The organism is Marinobacter orientalis (assembly GCF_004792665.1).
GTDB classification, from domain to species: domain Bacteria; phylum Pseudomonadota; class Gammaproteobacteria; order Pseudomonadales; family Oleiphilaceae; genus Marinobacter; species Marinobacter orientalis.
Genome location: NZ_SRZX01000001.1, coordinates 1049053 through 1066859, shown reverse-complemented (window position 1 = coordinate 1066859; position 17807 = coordinate 1049053). Strand labels below are relative to the sequence as shown.

The 17807-nt window shown below is 55.1% G+C and carries 12 protein-coding genes and 1 riboswitch; of the genes, 11 read left to right on the top strand and 1 reads right to left on the bottom strand.

The annotated features are described in order from the left end of the window. Window positions 1–131 precede the first annotated feature (131 nt). Window positions 132–1298 carry an acyl-CoA dehydrogenase gene (locus DIT72_RS05040; protein WP_135954077.1) on the top strand — a complete coding sequence of 389 codons (1167 nt, stop codon included), beginning with the start codon at window positions 132–134 and terminating at the stop codon, window positions 1296–1298. Between the two features lie 161 nt (window positions 1299–1459). Here the strand turns inward: DIT72_RS05040 and DIT72_RS05035 are convergent, their stop codons facing one another. Further along, on the bottom strand, window positions 1460–1927 hold the full coding sequence (locus DIT72_RS05035; protein ID WP_206081047.1) for a MarR family winged helix-turn-helix transcriptional regulator: 468 nt from the start codon (window positions 1925–1927) through the stop codon (window positions 1460–1462). 289 nt (window positions 1928–2216) lie between these two features. Here DIT72_RS05035 and DIT72_RS05030 point away from each other — a divergent pair, with 289 nt between their 5' ends. From DIT72_RS05030 to nhaB, 10 genes are all read left to right on the top strand, one after another. Then, entirely contained in the window at window positions 2217–3428 is a 1212-nt protein-coding gene (locus tag DIT72_RS05030) for an MFS transporter (RefSeq protein ID WP_135954076.1), read from the top strand. 370 nt (window positions 3429–3798) lie between these two features. Beyond that, window positions 3799–4833: a WD40/YVTN/BNR-like repeat-containing protein gene (locus DIT72_RS05025; protein ID WP_135954075.1), complete on the top strand. Its 1035-nt coding sequence runs from the start codon at window positions 3799–3801 to the stop codon at window positions 4831–4833. Further along, a complete protein-coding gene (locus DIT72_RS05020; RefSeq protein ID WP_135954074.1) occupies window positions 4830–7223 on the top strand; it encodes an efflux RND transporter permease subunit in 2394 nt (797 codons plus the stop codon). The genes DIT72_RS05025 and DIT72_RS05020 overlap by 4 nt, the downstream gene beginning before the upstream one ends. A gap of 193 nt (window positions 7224–7416) precedes the next feature. Further along, a complete protein-coding gene (locus DIT72_RS05015; RefSeq protein ID WP_135954073.1) occupies window positions 7417–8886 on the top strand; it encodes a DUF1302 family protein in 1470 nt (489 codons plus the stop codon). A 36-nt stretch (window positions 8887–8922) separates the two neighbouring features. Next, window positions 8923–10203 (top strand): DUF1329 domain-containing protein, encoded by a 1281-nt coding sequence (locus DIT72_RS05010; RefSeq protein WP_168355018.1) that lies wholly within the window; start codon window positions 8923–8925, stop codon window positions 10201–10203. A gap of 90 nt (window positions 10204–10293) precedes the next feature. Then, window positions 10294–10875, top strand: a complete 582-nt coding sequence (locus DIT72_RS05005) for a gluconate 2-dehydrogenase subunit 3 family protein (protein ID WP_168355017.1) — start codon at window positions 10294–10296, stop codon at window positions 10873–10875. Window positions 10876–10878: 3 nt separating this feature from the next. After that, entirely contained in the window at window positions 10879–12459 is a 1581-nt protein-coding gene (locus DIT72_RS05000) for a GMC family oxidoreductase (protein ID WP_135954070.1), read from the top strand. 158 nt (window positions 12460–12617) lie between these two features. Then, window positions 12618–14171 carry an AMP-binding protein gene (locus DIT72_RS04995; protein ID WP_168355016.1) on the top strand — a complete coding sequence of 518 codons (1554 nt, stop codon included), beginning with the start codon at window positions 12618–12620 and terminating at the stop codon, window positions 14169–14171. A 479-nt stretch (window positions 14172–14650) separates the two neighbouring features. Then, a riboswitch (glycine riboswitch) is annotated at window positions 14651–14749 on the top strand. Window positions 14750–14913: 164 nt separating this feature from the next. Next, window positions 14914–16131 (top strand): D-amino acid dehydrogenase, encoded by a 1218-nt coding sequence (locus DIT72_RS04990; RefSeq protein WP_135954068.1) that lies wholly within the window; start codon window positions 14914–14916, stop codon window positions 16129–16131. 116 nt (window positions 16132–16247) lie between these two features. Continuing rightward, a complete protein-coding gene (nhaB, locus tag DIT72_RS04985) occupies window positions 16248–17753 on the top strand; it encodes a sodium/proton antiporter NhaB (RefSeq protein ID WP_135954067.1) in 1506 nt (501 codons plus the stop codon). Window positions 17754–17807: the final 54 nt, after the last annotated feature.

The window sequence follows — 17807 nt, the reverse complement described above, 5'->3', positions numbered from 1 at the left end:
CCTAGCCCCGAATCCTAGGTGTAATCGCTGCCAGGCCAAGCTCGAGATAGTGATTTGCCAAGGGCACACGTGTTTAGTTCCGGAACCGCAGCAGCTTTTGACGGTTAAAACCATAATTAGGAGTAATAGCAATGAGTATATTTAACTGGGAAGACCCCCTGATGCTAGATCGTCAGCTCACAGACGAGGAGCGTATGGTGCGCGATGCCGCCCACGATTACTGTCAAAACCAGTTGATGCCTCGCGTGCTGGAGGGAAACCGCCACGAGATATTTGATCGGAAAATCATGACGGAGTTGGGGGAGTTGGGCTTTTTGGGTTCCACCCTGCCTGAGCAATATGGTGGCGCCGGGGTAAACCATGTGTGCTATGGGTTGGTTGCCCGAGAGGTAGAGCGTGTCGACTCCGGCTATCGATCGGCTATGAGTGTACAGTCTTCGCTGGTGATGCATCCCATCTTTGCCTTCGGTAACGAGCCGGTAAAAAAGAAATATCTTCCCAAACTGGCTAGTGGAGAGTGGGTAGGGTGCTTTGGCCTCACGGAACCTGATCATGGCTCGGATCCCGGTAGCATGCTTAGCCGGGCGACCGCCGTATCCGGCGGCTACAAGCTCACTGGTGCAAAAACCTGGATCACCAATTCTCCTATTGCAGATGTGTTCGTGGTTTGGGCAAAGCTCGACGGTATTATTAATGGATTCGTATTAGAGAAAGGGATGGAGGGTCTCTCCGCCCCTAAGATTGAAGGCAAGTTCTCGCTCCGTGCCTCAGTTACGGGGGAAATTGTCATGGACGAGGTTTTTGTGCCTGAAGGTAACCGGCTTAATGTTGAGGGCCTCAAAGGACCGTTCAGTTGCCTTAATAAGGCCCGTTTTGGCATTAGCTGGGGGGCGATGGGTGCTGCAGAATTTTGCTGGCATGCGGCCAGACAATACACTCTCGACCGTAAACAGTTTGGTCGGCCCCTGGCCGCGACCCAGCTTATACAGAAAAAACTGGCCGACATGCAGACTGATATAGCGCTAGGGTTGCAAGGTGCTTTGCAGGTGGGCCGTTTAATGGATGAAGGCGCATGGGCGCCTGAGATGGTCTCACTAATGAAGCGTAATAACTGCGGCAAGGCGCTAGACGTAGCGCGAGCCGCCCGGGACATGCATGGAGGCAACGGAATCTCTGACGAATACGGCGTTATTCGCCATGTCATGAACTTGGAAGCGGTCAACACATACGAAGGAACCCACGATGTACATGCGTTAATTCTCGGAAGGGCTCAAACCGGTATCCAGGCCTTTGGTTGAGAAAAATACACTCTGTGGGCAAGGTGGAGCGAGTACTCTCGCCGCTCGGTGAGCCTGGTAGTGTTTCCAGGCTTAGTGCACTCTTTGATTAAAATTGCAGGTCATGCCTTTCAGCAGCGAGAGTGAGTCAATGGGCTGCTGATTGTATAATGCATCGCAGCTCAGGCTCTTGTTTCTGGCGCCTGGCGTAAAAGCCGCTTGGTTCGCTCCAGCAATGCATTAAACTCCTGCAGTTCCTCATCACGGAGTCCTTCGAACAACTCGGTCAACCAGCGTTCATGGGCATTTGCCATGTTCTCCAGCTCTTCTCGTCCTTTCGGTTCGAGTTGAACATACTGGACGCGGCGGTCGGTTTCACTAGGTTTACGTACGACGTATCCGCTCTTTACAAGCCTATCCACCAAGCCGGTAATGTTGCCGCTAGTGACCACCAACTGGCGAGATAGCTCAGACATGGTTTGGGGCTCACTGCTGCGGGCCAACTGGGCCATCACATCGAATTGAGGCAAAGACATACCGAAGTTTTCGCGAAAACGGACCCGTAATACCTGCTCAACCATATTCACGCAGGGAAGCATTCGCAGCCATAGCCGCACTGTCTCTTTACTACGAACTGATTTGTCTTTCACTCTATTTACCCATTCTTTTGCCTCGACAGCTAAGCTGCATGCCCAGGAGATTACATTGTAACTAAAAGTTTTAACTTGAAGATATCTCTATGTCAAATAATTGTTGTCTTTAGTGCAATACTGTGGCGAAAGTCAATTTTTCTTTAAGTGTATAAAGTATAACCGTTAATGATGTGGGCTTGGGTGAAGGTGCAGGGACAAGCGTTGCCCCTTGTAAATCAGGCATCTTGGTTGGCCGGAGCTAATCCAAACAAGCGTATTAGAGGGGTATTCAGTGAATGATGGGGAAATGACTCAAGAATTGTCGGGCCAACGCTCTGCCTGGTTTGCGGTCAGCCTGGTTTTCCTCGCTGGTGTTGCTGCTGCTCTGCAGGTTGGTAAGGCGCCGGTAGCACTGCCTTTGCTAAGACAGGAGCTGGACCTGACGTTGGTAGCGGCTGGCTGGATTGTGGCCATATTCAGCTTGCTAGCGGGTATTGGCGGCCTGTTCTCGGGAATGACAGTGGACCGATTTGGCTACCGGCGTACGCTAACCGGTGGGCTGGCGTTAATTGTCGCTGCCAGCGCGTGGGGTGCAAGCTCGCAGGGCTTCAGTCAGTTGTTGGCGAGCCGTTTGATCGAGGGAGTTGGATTCCTCCTGGTCAGCACTTCAGGCCCTCGAATCATCTCGATTCTGGTGTCCGGGGCTCAACAGCGGATGGCCATGGGCATATGGAGCGCCTATATGCCGGTCGGTGTTTCTTTAATGCTTTTGTCGGGGCCAATGCTGCTGGGTAGCTGGGGCTGGCGTGGGCTGTGGTGGGGTAACTCTATTTTGGTTGGCGCCGTACTGGTTGCGGTGCTCGCCGTGCTGCCGCCGGGGCGTCCCGGGACGCGGTCTGGAGGTGGTCTGGGGGATCTCAGGGTCGTCGTCACCAGTCCCGGACCTCTGCTGCTTGCGGCCTGTTTTGCCGGTTTTACTTTCCAGCATCTGGCGCTGATCGGCTTTCTGCCTACCTTGCTTATCGATCAGTACGGTCATTCAACGGCACGAGCGGCGGAGCTGACCGCTTTGGTCATGCTTGCCAACGCGGGTGGTGGAGTGTCGGCAGGCTGGTTGCTGGGGCGAGGAGTGTCTCGCGCAGGACTGATAGCGGGGGCTTCAGTGTGCCTGGCAGTTGCCGCCTGGGGATTAGTGAATGAAAACATAGCCGGCAGTATCCGCTTCCTCTGTGCTGTTGCTATTTCGGGGGTTGGCGGTCTGATTCCTGGCGCTGTAATTGCTGGAATAACGGTACATTCGCCCGGGCCCCAGAGGGTGGGGAGCGTAACCGGGCTGGTTGTCCAGGGGAGCCAGCTGGGCCAGTTCGCCGGCCCTGCGGTAGTTTCCTGGCTCGTGGCGTGGTCAGGGGACTGGCAGTTCGGGGCGTGGGCCATGATCGCCGCAGCCATGCTGACAGCCATGCTGGCAATACCCCTGGGGTGGCTTGAGCATCGGCTTGGCGCTCGCCAGGAAGCCTGAAAGACTGTCAGGCGCCAGCTTCTGGCTCTTGAAAAGCTCCGGCGCCAATCCAATACCAACCAACTTTGCCCCACCTGGTAGCCGTGGTTCCCGAGAGGCCTCTGGCGCTCCAGCCACTTTCGTCCGCCCCGTCAGGTCGATTCGCCTAGTCTTCATCAGATGCGTTCAGGCGACCTGAGTCGCGGCCTGACCACCCCAATAAATATCAGACATAAAAAATTCAGGTGTATATATTTGACTAATCAACTAACCTGTTATTAACTGAAAATTGACAACTGATGACAGAGGCATCGCCCAAGATCTGTCAGGTGATTGCATAGGATTGGCCAAAGGTGCGCCGGCGGATCAGTGACGAAAAACTCGAGGTTGTATGAATAAAAACTATGTCTCTTATGCACTTGAAGTAGCACTGTCGCTGCTGATTCTCGGAGGACTCTTCTGGGTGGCGTTCTTCGTCAAGCCGTCTGTCGATGTGCCCAGCGTCGAGGCGCAGGCTATTGAGCCGCGCGATAACTTTTTTGGTGTTGCGTCCCCGGGTGATTCAGGACGCGTGGTGTGGGCTGCGGGTAGCTTTGGAAAAATCGTTCGAAGTGAGGATGGGGGCAAAACCTGGCAGATCCAGCCGACGCCGGTGAAATCGCACCTGCAGGATATCGCAGCATGGGACGCTGAAACTGCCTTCGCAGCTGGGGATAAGGGCGTTTTGCTAATGACCCGGAATGGTGGTGATTCCTGGCAGTTGCTTGAGGTAGACACCTTTCCCATGGGTGGTGGGCAGTTCCTGCGAGCGCATGTCGATGCCGAAGGGCGCGGCTGGGTCGCTGGGGGGATGGGCACGGTGCTGTTAAGCGAAGACAGGGGAGCCACCTGGCAACAGGCTCATCCCCGAAAGGATGTCAGCTGGAATGATATTGCGGTTGATTCCTCCGGAGCTGTTTGGGTGGTTGGTGAATTCGGTGAGATCCAACGTTCGCCGGATGGCGGTGATACCTGGGAATCCATACCGAGTCCCACAGCATCAAGTCTGATGGCCATCACGTTTTCAGGTAGAGGAAAAGGCATCGCCGTCGGGCTGTCCGGCACGGTCATCCAGACCGTCGACAGTGGTAAACACTGGACTGCAGTGGAACTGGACACCAGTGCGCATCTGTTCGACGTGAGCTGGAGCGGCGCGCGTTACCAGGCGGTTGGAAATGGCGGTGTTCTGGTTAGTGGGACTGACTCAGGTCAATGGGACATCGGTTCGGTCGCCGACGGCAACTATGGCTGGTACACAAATATAACGGCGACCGATGGCGGCTTTTATATTGCCGGTCGGGGGATCCGTTTCCTGGGGCCCCAGGGATCACATGCGTTTACCTCACGCACAGATGTCGCTCAAGTGGATAAGAGAGAATCAGAATGATTAAGCGACTCTCGGGTTTTTTGATTCAATGGCGAGTGGCTGTCGTGGCCCTGCTTGCCGTCGTGACTGTTGTGTTGGGGTATTTTGCTCTGGGGCTCGAGGTTAAAACAACCTTCAGCGACCTGCAGCCTGCCAACCACCCCTACGTGCAGATCAATGAAAAGTATAAGACGACCTTTGGCGGAGCCAATGTTGTAACCCTGATGGTCCAGGTGGATAAGGGCGACATTTTCCGTAGAGATATTCTGGAGATCGTACAGCGAATCACCAAGGATCTGCAGTACATCGACGCGGTCAATCAGTTTCAGATTACCTCGTTGGCCAGCAAGAAAATAAAAAACGTGCAGGCATCCACCGAGGGCATTGAGTCGCTACCGTTGATGTGGCCGGACCTGCCCTCCAGTGACCAGGAGATCGAGGTTTTGCGGGAGGCCGCAATTTCCAACCCGATGGTTTACGGCCAGTACGTTTCCAAGGATCTGAGCGCAGCGCTAATTACCGTTGACTTCATTGACCGGCTGATCGACTACGACAAGGTCTATCCGCAAATCCAGGAAATCATAAATGAGGTGGAAGTTGACGGCGTTGAGGTCAAAGTCGTCGGTCAGCCCATCCTGGCCGGTCTGATCATTAACTATCTGCCAGAGACTCTGAAAATTGTCGGTATGATCATCGGCGTGATTGCTCTGCTTCTGTTAGTGACGGAAGGCACCTTGCGAGGTATGTTGCTGCCACTGTTGTCGGGCGGAGTAACCGGCGTCTGGGTGATGGGGGTTATCACCCTGATGGGGATCAACCTTGATCCGCTGGCGATCGTCATTACATTCCTGATAGCGGCAAGAGCCGTATCCCACACTATCCAGCTGAACTCGGCATTCGATGATGAGCGTCGCAGCGGTGGCCTGAATTCCCGCGATGCGGCGCGGTTGGCATTACGCAAGCTGTTTCGTCCGGGACTGCTGGGTCTGGCCACGGATGCAGGCGCTATGCTGGTGGTCGCGCTGACACCCATACCGCTGCTTCAGAAAGCCTCCCTGATCGGGGCAATGTGGGTTGGTGCGATGGTGATAGGCACTCTTGTCATGGTTCCCGTCGCACTTTCCTGGGTCAGGGCTGACTCAGAGCACCGGCTGGTGGACCTGCGGGTCAATACTGCTGTCTCTGCTTTCCTCCGCCTTTGTACCCGGCTTACGACTAACCGCGCCAGTGCTTCTGCCGTTTTGATAGTGGCTGTGGTTCTGCTGGCAGTGTCAGGCTTTTTTGCCAAAGACATTACGGTCGGTGACGCCAACCCGGGGTCACCTATTCTCTGGCCGGACTCCGAGTACAACCGGTCGGACGCTAGCATCAATAGCCGTTTCCCTGGCAGTGACCGGATGTTTGTCGTCATTGAGGGCGAAGAACCCGATGCCCTGAAGCGTCCGGAAGTTCTCGACAACATTATGCAGTACCAGCAGTACATGGAGAACCTGGAAGGCGTCGGTGGCACCCAGTCCCTGGTTGATGTCATCCGGCCTGTAAACATGGTGCTTCATGAAGGTAATCCACGCTTCTTCAAGACCGGCGACAACGCACTGGTCAATGGCGAATTCCTGTTCTTTGCCCTTGCAGGGTCCGATCCGGGCGACATCGCACGCTTTTCCGACATCAAGTACCAGAATGGCGCTGTGCAGTTGTCTTTCCGTGACCACCAGGGGGACACCATTCGTACCGCCATTCAGGCGAGCAAGGACTTTGCCGCGGCGAATCCCGTTGACGGAGTGGAGTACCGGTTGGCAGGCGGGTTGATCGGGGTGCTTGCAGCAGCCAATGAGGTAATTTTCTCGGGGCAGATCCAGAGTATCGCCCTGGCGTTGCTGGTATTGTTTTTCTTTTGCGCCCTGGCCTACAGGTCGAGCCAGGCTGGCCTGTTTTTCTTACCCTTGGTGGTGCTGTCAAACACGGTGACATTCAGCTTCATGAGCTGGCAGGGCATCAGTCTGAACGTCAACACGCTGCCGGTCGCCGCCCTTGGAATCGGGCTGGGCGTTGACTATGCCTTTTATATTACGGACCGCATTCGCGAGAGTTTCCACAAGGATGGCGACGTCAGAGAGGCTATTGCTTTCGCCCTGAGTACAGCAGGCCGCGCCGTGATCGTCACCGCCGCGACGATGATCGCTTCCGTCGTTCTCTGGTACTTCTTCTCTTCATTGCGCTTCCAGGCCGAAATGGGGCTCCTGATTGCTCTCTGGATGAGCGTTTCAGCCATTAGTGCCCTGGTTGTTATTCCCTCAATGGTTTACCTGCTGCGCCCCCGGTTCATTTTCGGTGCAGTCAGGAAGGGAGAGGACTATTCGGCTGATTCGGCAGGGACAGGTGCGGCCTATGCGGTGCAGGGAAGAGCTTAACCCGTACCCATGCTGGTCGCATTCTGACCGGCGGTCGCAAGAGAGCTTCGGACGGATCCGCGGTGAGCGAGCAAGGAGCTTAAGTAAATGGTCGTTGTGCAGGGGAGAGTCTCCAGTAGTCCGCACGCGGCTCCAATGCCGGTCATGTGAAGCATGGCAGGGGCATAAAACAAAAAGCATCGGAGAAGAACGTATGGCTAGCGCACCAAGCAGAAGGCTTATCAGGGGCATTGCTGCAATTGTCTTACCATTGGCCTCGGGTTATCCAGGCTATGTCAGTGCGGTTGAAGTTGGCAACTTCACGGTGAATGGTTATCTGCGTCAGTACCTGAGCTGGAACCTGGACGACGTTTCCGCAACGGCCGAGGATGATAAGTGGGATATGTCTATGGCTCGCACTACAGCGTTGCTCCAGGCACGAGGGGAAGTAGGCCCGGCGCGCGTTACGGCAATCGGACGTGCTAGTTATGAATATATGACCGATTATATGGATCGGTTGGAAGACCTGACCGAAGTAACGGGCGTCAGAGCCGATTTCCAGGATGAGCTAAACGAACTGGATGTCCGTGAGCTATATGCAGATTTTCGACCTACTGACCGCATTTTTTTGCGTCTTGGAAAGCAGCAAGTGGTGTGGGGTGAAACGGATTTCTTTCAGGCCATGGATGTCGTTCACGGTTATGACCAGTCCTGGCGGTCTTTCCTGGAACCCGAGAACGAAGAGTGGCGCAAGCCGCTGATTCTAGCCAATGCGACCATCGACATTCCCGAGATGAGCGGCCAGTTACAGCTGCTGGTGCGTCCGGGGCTGGATGACGAAGAGGATATCGGTAACACCTACGACCTTTATGGGGGGCGCTGGGCAGGTAAAGGCAACCGGGGTTTCAACCTGAAGGGGACAGTGCTTCCGATTGACTACAACAATGATGAGGGTGATGCCGACGACCCTCATTACGGATTCAGGTGGTCTGGCACCTTGGGTGAGTATGACGGCCTCGCCTACAGCGTTAACTATTATCACACCCAGGGACAGGACCCTGTTGTGTTCCCGACAGAAAAGGCCAATGCACCCATAGGAGCCGCATTCGTTTACCCCGAAATCGATATCGTTGGTGGCACACTGAGCGGCTATATAGCCCCCATTGACAGCGTCTTTCGGGCCGAGCTTGCCTACACACCGGATAAACCCTACAACAATCCGGCTGGGGGTGTTGTGGAAAAAGATACCTACCGGATGATGTTCGGCCTCGACACCAACCTGCGACTTCAGAACACGCTGGGCACAAGTAGCCCAAGCATGTTGAGTCTGCAGGTGTTCAATACTTACCTCGACAACCACACTCAGGATATCAGCAGTCCTGAAGCCGTTCAGAACGCCTTTGGAACGGTGGAAGACGAGCATACCACCTGGCTGACGGCCATTTTTACTCTTCCTTACAAGTATGACTCCGTTGTGGGTCAACTGGTGGCTGTGCACGACGCCAGCAATGGCGGTGGTGTACTCGTGCCTTCAGTCGAGTTTGCCTTTGGCCAGCATTGGCGCCTGAAGACCGAGCTTGACCTGTTTTACGGCGGCGATAAGAGCCCTGCTGACGGAACATCACTATTCGGGTCTTTTGATGAAAGTGACCAGTTATACACTCGGATTACTTACCAGTTCTAATCGCTTTGACATCCAAAAAAAACAATGGGGTGCACCATGCAAGTAAACGAATATAAAAAGCTAATCAAGCCGTTGGCACTGAGTGGCCTGCTGGCCCTGACGAGCGGTCTGGCCATGGCCGAAGAAGTGCCGGCGGGTACGGTGATAAGCAAGGACAATCTGGATAGCCTTCAGGATAAAACCTTTGAGGGTATCCCCGTCCGGGATCTGCTTACTGACAAGTTCGAGATGTGGATCCGCAATCATAATCTCACAATGAAACTCGGGCCCTCCAAGGAGCCTGAGCTAAACCCGTCATATCTGGACGCCAGTAAGAATAAGGCTGGTGAAGCCCGGCTGAACCCTGATACCAAGATGGTTGAAAACTACACGGCGGGGATCCCGTTTCTCGATGTTAGCGCCGATGACCCGAATGCCGGCTACAAGCTGGCCTGGAACCACTATTACGCCAACCCCATTACCGGCGATAACTGGATTGCTGTGGGTGACGTAACTGTGGTCGAGGCGGACAACGGCACCGTAGACCGTTTCGAGGCTATAAGTGCAAAAATGCTGTTGGAAGGCAGAACGGCGATCGAGCCGACTAACGTCGGTAACGAAGACGAGCATGCGAGTTACCTCCTGGTACTCAGCAAGCCCTACGACGTGGCGGGGCTCGGGATCTTTACCAAGCAGTACAATACGGGCAAGGTTGATGATGCTTGGGCTTACGTAAAATCCATTCGTAGAACGCGACGCATTGCTGGCGGACAGTCGTGGATGGACCCACAACCAAAGATGGATCTGCTTAACGATGATAACCAGGCGATCAACGCGTTTCCGCTCTGGTACACGGATTGGGAGGTCGTTGACAAGCGGTGGATTCTTGGTGTGACCACGGCTCAGAACCCGAATGTGGAGCATGAGTATTCCAACCTGGTGGAGCAGTCGGAGCCCTACTGGAATCCGATCAATGTCACCTGGGAGCCAAAGGAAGTATTTGTGATAGAGGCAACGCCACCGGCGGAACACCCTTATGGTAAAAAAGTCCTTTATATGGATACGAATTATCCCCTGATCTACCACTCGGAGATCTACGACAAAAAGGGTGATTTCTGGAGGATGTGGCGTCAGTCCTATGCCCCGATTACCACGGGTAACGGCGAGCCGGCTCTTGGATTTCTCCATACTCAGGCCATCGACTTCCAGCGTCAGCGGGCGACCTATATCGACATAGTTTCGATGAAGCAGAATACGCCGGAACTGACGCCGGAGTCGTTCTCTCCGCAGGTACTCAAGCAGGCGGCGAGTGGCGAGCTCTCTGATATCGCCAGATGATCCCGGGCAGCAATGACTTAAGCTGTTGATTGTCAGAAGGCCCGTTTGGATACTGATAAGCGGGCCTTCTTTTTTAAGAGGATAAATAGGGTGATTGATTATAAAAACGACCGACCCCGCAGCACGTCCCGGCGCACCTTTCTGGGACTGGTTGGTACTGGCATCCTGACCTCTGCTGTCAGCTTGAAATTGCAGGCAGCGACGCGGGTAAACAGTGAAAAAGTATGGCACAGCTTCACCCAGGAAGAGGTGCGCACTCTTGAGACATTCGGGGATACTCTGTTGCCCGGCGCGTCGGATGCCGGGCTGGCTGACTTTGTCGATGCCCAGCTGATGGCGGAGAACCCCGCCCTGATCCTGAAGTACATGGATTATACCGGCTCGTTTTCGGATTTTTACAAAGTTGGGCTGGCTTCGCTGAACGCAGTTCACACTGAACGCTATGACAAGCCCTTTTACGAAGGGGAAGAGGCTGGCAGGAACGCCCTGGTTGAAGACCTGGTCGGCGCAAATCCTGCGCTTTGGAAAGGGGCGCCAGCGCCGCTGTTCTGCTTCGTGCTGCGCAACGATGCGCTCGACGTCTATTACGGCACAAAAACCGGGTTTGCTGAACTGGGTGTGCCTTACATGGCGCATATTACACCGCCCGAAAAATGGCCGCGGAGGGGGTAAGGCATGTCGCAGATAAACACAAATACCAAGGTGGATGCCATTGTCGTTGGTGCGGGTGCAAGTGGAAGCGTAATCGCCGCAAAGCTGGCTGAGGCGGGCAGGAGTGTCGTGGTACTCGAGGCAGGCCCAACCAGGGAGCTTAATGAACTTTACAGCTCCTCGATCTGGGCCCGAAAGCTGAAAGCCAGGCCCGCGACCACTGAAACTGCAGGCAAGGACCCTATTGCCATCAATTTCAACCAGGGGCACGGTACGGGAGGTGCTGCACTGCACCACTATGCCTGCTGGTTCCGGTTACACCCGGAGGATTTCAAGGTTCGTACACAATTCGGAAAAGCGCTGGACTGGCCTATCGACTATGGCACGCTGCAGCCCTTCTATGACCGGATCCAGGAAGAGGTAGGCCTGTCCGGCGATGCAGATCTGGAAGTCTGGCGCCCGGAAGGTGAACCTTACCCGATGCCCCCGCTGGCGCAATTCGCCCAGGGGCGATTGATTGCTGAAGGTTTCAAACGGCTTGGAATGCACACCTCGCCGTTGCCCATGGCAATCAACTCCGTACCCTACAAGGGCCGCCCTGCCTGTATCTATGATGGCTGGTGTGATGCGGGCTGTCCTATTGGCGCACTGGCGAATCCCCTGGTCACCTATCTGAAAGAGGCCAAAGCCGCCGGAGCCGAAGTGCGCACGGATTGCCACGTTAGCCGGGTGCTGACCGACGAGAGCGGCCGGCGGGCAGTCGGGGTCGAATATTTCAGCTCGGATGGTTCCAGGCACGAGTTGAGTGCCGAGATTGTGGTGCTGGGCGCTTTCGCTGTTCAGAACCCAAGGATCCTGCTCAATTCCGCGAATGCTCAACATCCACAGGGCCTCGCGAATTCCAGTGGGCTGGTAGGGCGCTATATGATGGCGCACGGTGCAGCCAATCTTTTTGGCATGTTCGAAGAGAACACCGAAAACGAATTTGGTATGACCGGCGGCCAGCTCCTTTGCCAGGATGACTATGCGAAAGATCCGGATAAAGGCTATCTCGGCAGCTCGCAATGGTTGATCGGCAACGCTCTCAAACCAACGGATCTGCTTGGCGTCGCCAATGCGCGGGGAGGCCTGTTCGGTCAGGAGCTTCACAAATTCATGCATCGTGCAGCTTCACACCTTGCCACCATGACCCTGGTTGGTGAAAACCTGCCACAGCCGGAAAACCGGGTGCAGCTGAGTAGCGAGAAGGATCGTTTCGGCTTTCCCGTGGCACGGGTCGAGCATGAATACTCGGAGGACGACAACCGCTGCTTTGATGCGGCAGTTGCTCGGGGACTCGAGGTTCTGGAGGAGGCCGGGGCCAAAGATGTGTGGGCCGGACCAAAGGCAAACATGCATATTATGGGTGGATGCATCATGGGTCGGGATCAACAATCTTCGGTGACTGACAGCTACGGTCGCTGTCATGATGTCGACAACCTTTTTGTTGCCGGTACCAGCCTCTTTCCCACTAGCGGTGCCGTTAATCCGACTTTTACAGTGCATGCACTTGCGCTACGAACCGCCGAGCATATAAGCAACAACTGGTCGGAGTTGACGTCCTAAGATGCTACGCAAGGATGCGGCCGACTCAAAATGCAACTAACTTTGTGAATCAGGACATCAAAACACCGGGACAAGCAAATGATATCTCCGCTCCCGGCCCCACGCATTGAGTGCTTTTTATGATGCTAGAACCCATCTTTCAGGAGAGCTTGGGCGACATGCTGGACAGCATGGTTAGCGACGCGCCTGTGATCTTCCATAATGGGCAGTACCTCTCCTTCCGCAACCTGGCGGATGAGAGCCGACGAGTTGCGGCAGGGCTCCAAAAGTTGGGTATCCAGCCCGGTGACCGTGTCGCTATCTGGCTACCCAATACTCCAGAATGGCCGATACTCTATTTTGCCTGCGCTCGGCTGGGAGCTATTGCAGTGGCGGTCAATACCCGTTTTCGTAGCAGTGAAGTCGGTGATACCGTTGGTCGTTCAGGCTGCAAGATGATCGTGCTCTGGCCCAACTTCAAGGAGATTGACTTCGTCGCTATCCTGCGTGACGTAGAGACTGGGATGCTCGAGGCTGTGGAGCACATAGTGGCTTGCCGCCAGACTGGTAAGGATACCCCTGAAATTCTGCCAGGCCGAGCGCATTGTCCCTTCGAGGAGCTCTCCGCATGCGCGCCCATTGAACAGGATCATGGAACGCCAGACTCATCATGCACCATCTTTACTACCTCCGGAACCACCTCTGCTCCCAAATTCGTCCTACACAAGCAGTCAGCCTTAACCAGCCATGCCCGCGATACTGCCGCAGCGCTTGATTTGGAGATGCCCGGAGTTACGCTTCTCCAAGTTCTCCCATTTTGCGGTACCTTTGGGCTTAGCCAGTTTCTCAGTGGCTTGGCGTCTGGGCAAATGGCCGTGCTTCAAACCACCTTCAATGCAGAAGAGGCGGTTGAGTTGGGCCGCCGTCATCAGGTGACACACTTTTGCGCCAGTGACGATATGGTCGCACGAATGCTCAGTGCCACCGATTATCAAGTACCTCTCCCTGCTTTGCGATTCTGTGGATTCGCGCGCTTTGCCGGCATGCCGGGACTAGTTGAGCGAGCACGGGAGCGAGGAATCGCCATGCGTGGTCTTTACGGCATGAGCGAGTGCCAGGCACTTTTTGCGGTGCAACCCGATGAGCCGGAGCGGCGGGAGTTTGGCGGGGGGATTCCGGTATCTGCTGAGGCCAAAGTGCGCGCTGTTGATCCTGATACTGAACAGGTTCTGGATCACTCCCAAGTGGGCGAATTACAACTGATAACGCCAAGTCTGATGCAGGGCTACTTTGCCAATCCTGAAGCGACCAGCAGGGCCTACACCGAGGATGGCTATTTTCGTACCGGCGATATGGGCTATACATTGGCCGATGGGGGATTCATGTTCATGACACGCGCAGGTGACGCACTGCGGCTAGGCGGATTCTTGGTCGCGCCAGCAGAGATCGAAGCCTATCTCGAGCGCCACCCGGACGTGCTTGGATGCGCGATCGTCACCGGGACCAAGCGCCATGTTCAGAGGGCGATTGCTTTTGTCTGCTGTGATAGCGGTGCCCAGGTTGATGAAGCGGATCTGATGGCATTTTGTAGAGAAGGGCTTGCCAATTTTAAGGTCCCAGCCCGCATCTTCTTTTTGGAAGAGTTCCCGACCGTACAGAGTGCGAATGGCACCAAAAAAAGGCGCAAAGAATTGCGTCAAATGGCACACGAGTGGACTCTAGGGGATACTTAACAGAGTAGAAGTTTCTGCCTCGAGCTTTGCTGCTCTAGCTAGGACAAGTCCGTAATAATCTCTCCCAACACCAGGAACACAGGACATACGATTAGGCGAGAGATCCTAGAAGCTAGATTAAAAATTTGCGGTAGCATGATTGTCCAGCCGACGACCTAGATTTGACTCGCTCGGCGTTGGAGCAGTCGGCCTCCCGCCCTTCGCCAGGAATACTTGAACGAGAACTGGTCCCTGTCACTGGCTTGATGCCGAGCAGTGGACTGGGGAAGGTCATTGTAAGTATGTAAAATTTTAAATCTTATTGTTATGATTCTGAACGAAACGACTAGTAATAAGGCGGAAAATATTAAACCTTAGAATCTTGCGAAGCAGAAATTGGCGCGAAGAATGAGGTAAGTTTTATTAAACTTTGCTGTTTTCTGACACCAAACCTTCAGATTTTTGCTATTTTCTGAAGTAGATAGTCACTAACTATATAAAACCTGCTAGCGGGAGAGACCGGGTCACATAACTGTGTAGCCGGCGCCGAAGGAGCAACTGCCCCGGAAACTCTCAGGCAAAAGGACCGCTAGCACGAAGACTTTCCGAAGAGTTGTCGACGACTGCGTCTGTCGGCACACCGAAGGAGCAAGCGGCCGCTTTCGTGGAAAGGGCCGTGAATCTCTCAGGTCCCGTGACGGAAGGGGTGCTTTCTACCACCTGGTGTAGAAAGGAAACCCCCCGACGCTCCCTGGAGATTGCTATGAAACGTATTGCAGTTATTGGCGGTGGTATCACCGGTATCACCACAGCCTACACTCTGGCCAAACGCGGCCTGGATGTCACCGTTTACGAGAAGCACCGTTACGCGGCGATGGAAACGTCGTTTGCCAACGGTGGCCAGTTGTCGGCCTCCAATGCCGAGGTCTGGAACAACTGGCAGACGGTGATCAAGGGCATGAAGTGGATGTTTCGCAGTGATGCGCCGCTTCTGGTCAGCCCCAGACCTTCCTGGCACAAGCTCAGCTGGTTTGCCGAATTTGTTGCCGCCATTCCCCAGTATGAAAACAACACCACCGAAACCGCCCGTATGGCCATTGCCGCCCGTGAACACCTGTTTGCGTGGGCGCAAGAGGAAGGTATCGACTTCGACCTGAAGAAGCAGGGCATTCTGCATATCTATCGTGACAAGGCCGGCTTCGACCACGCTGCCAACGTCTCGAAACTGCTGGCCGCCGGGGGCCTTCAGCGCCGGGCAGTAACTCCCGATGAAATGCGCGCCATCGAGCCCACGCTGGCCGGCAGTTATTACGGTGGCTTTTTCACCGAGAGCGATTCAACCGGTGATATCCACAAGTTCACCAACGGTCTGGCAGACGCGATCCAGCGCCTTGGTGTCAAGACACGTTATGGGCACTCCGTGACCGAACTCAGTGCCGATCAGGCCAGTGCCTGGGTAACGTCAGATGATGGCGAACAGCAAACCCGTGAAACCTATGACGGCGTGGTAATCTGTGCCGGTGTTGGCAGTCGGGCGCTGGCATCGAAGCTGGGCGATCGTGTCAACATTTACCCGGTCAAAGGCTATTCCATCACTGTTGAACTGGACGACGAGGCTTCCCGGGCAGCGGCGCCGAACGTCAGCCTGCTGGACGATGCCACCAAGATCGTGACCAGCCGGCTGGGTGATGACCGTTTCCGTATTGCGGGCACTGCGGAATTCAGTGGTTATAATCGCGACATCCGGGATGACCGGATCCGGCCGCTCACCCGCTGGGTAGAGCAATGTTTCCCGGGGGTCAGCACCCGGCGCGTGGTGCCCTGGGCAGGACTGCGCCCCATGCTCCCCAACATGATGCCGCGGGTCGGGCCGGGTCGTCTGTCCACGGTGTTCTATAACACCGGGCACGGTCACTTGGGCTGGACCCTGTCGGCGATTACGGCCGAGATGCTGGCCGACGCCGTTGAGAAGGCGTCTTAGGACCAAATAGGTACTCATCCGGTACCTTTGACGGATTACCGGGCACATAAATATCAAGGACTATGCGGATCTTCTGACATACAATACAAGCCACTGTTTACTCAGAAGATTCCGCAATGCCCAAAACCGTACTCTCCGGCTTTACTCATAATTTTCTGGGTAACGCACCCACCTGGTACAAACAGGTCATTATCCTGTTTCTGATTGCCAACCCGCTGATTGTCTGGACCCTGGGGCCGGTCGTGGCCGGCTGGGTTCTGGTGGGCGAATTCATCTTTACCCTTGCCATGGCACTGAAGTGCTATCCCCTGCTTCCCGGTGGCCTGTTGGCGATCGAGGCACTGTTGATAGGGATGACAACCGCAGACGCGGTGTATCACGAATTACTGGTGAATTTCCCGGTTATCCTGCTGCTGATGTTCATGGTAGCGGGTATCTACTTCATGAAAGAGCTGTTGCTGGTAACCTTTACCCAGATATTGGTGGGGGTGCGGTCCAAATCGGCCCTGTCATTGTTGTTCTGCGCGGCGGCAGCACTGCTTTCAGCGTTTCTGGATGCGCTGACCGTAACCGCTGTGATCATCAGTGTCGCCGTGGGTTTCTACTCGGTGTACCACAAGGTGGCATCCGGAAAGGGCTACCAGCACACGGATCATAACGCCAACAGTGACGAACAGGTGATTGAACTGCACCGGGAAGACCTGGACAGGTTCCGCGCATTCCTGCGCAGTCTGCTGATGCATGGCGCCATTGGCACCGCGCTTGGCGGCGTGGCCACCATGGTGGGCGAGCCCCAGAATCTGTTGATAGCCAAGGTGGTAGGCTGGGATTTTGTCAGCTTTTTCCTGCATATGGCGCCGGTGAGCCTGCCGGTGCTGGCTGCGGGCCTGACGACCTGCTGGCTGTTGGAAAAGCTGCGCTGGTTCGGTTATGGCGCCCGCCTGCCGAAACCGGTTCGCCGGGTGCTGGAAGAGTTTGCCGACAACGAACGTACCAGGCGTACCAAGGCTGACCAGGCCGCTCTATGGGTACAGGCCATGGCCGCGCTGGTACTGGTCATCGGCCTGGCGTTTCATCTGGCAGAAGTGGGACTGATCGGCCTGCTGGTGATTATCCTCATCACCTCGTTCACCGGTATAACCGACGAGCACCAGATCGGCAAGGCTTTCCAGGAATCCCTGCCCTTTACCTCGCTGCTGGTGGTGTTCTTTGCCATCGTTGCGGTTATCCATGAACAGCACCTGTTCAAGCCGATCATTGATTTTGTGCTCAGCCTGCCACAGGACCAGCAGCCGGGAATGTTCTTTATTGCCAACGGCCTGCTGTCGATGATCAGCGACAACGTGTTCGTGGCTACGGTATACATCAGTGAAATAAAGCAGGCACTGGACGCCGGCAGTATCGACTATGAGCACTTCCAGGAACTGGCCATCGCCATCAACACCGGCACCAACCTGCCCAGCGTGGCCACACCCAATGGCCAGGCGGCATTCCTGTTCCTGCTGACCTCTGCCATTGCTCCGTTAGTGCGTCTGTCCTATGGCCGCATGGTGATCATGGCGTTTCCCTATACCATCGTAATGGGCTCTGTGGGCCTGTTCAGTGTTACCAACCTGGTGTAAACCGGTCACTGTTCGCGCTATCGACAAAAACTCGCCGGCAATCAGTGCATTCCG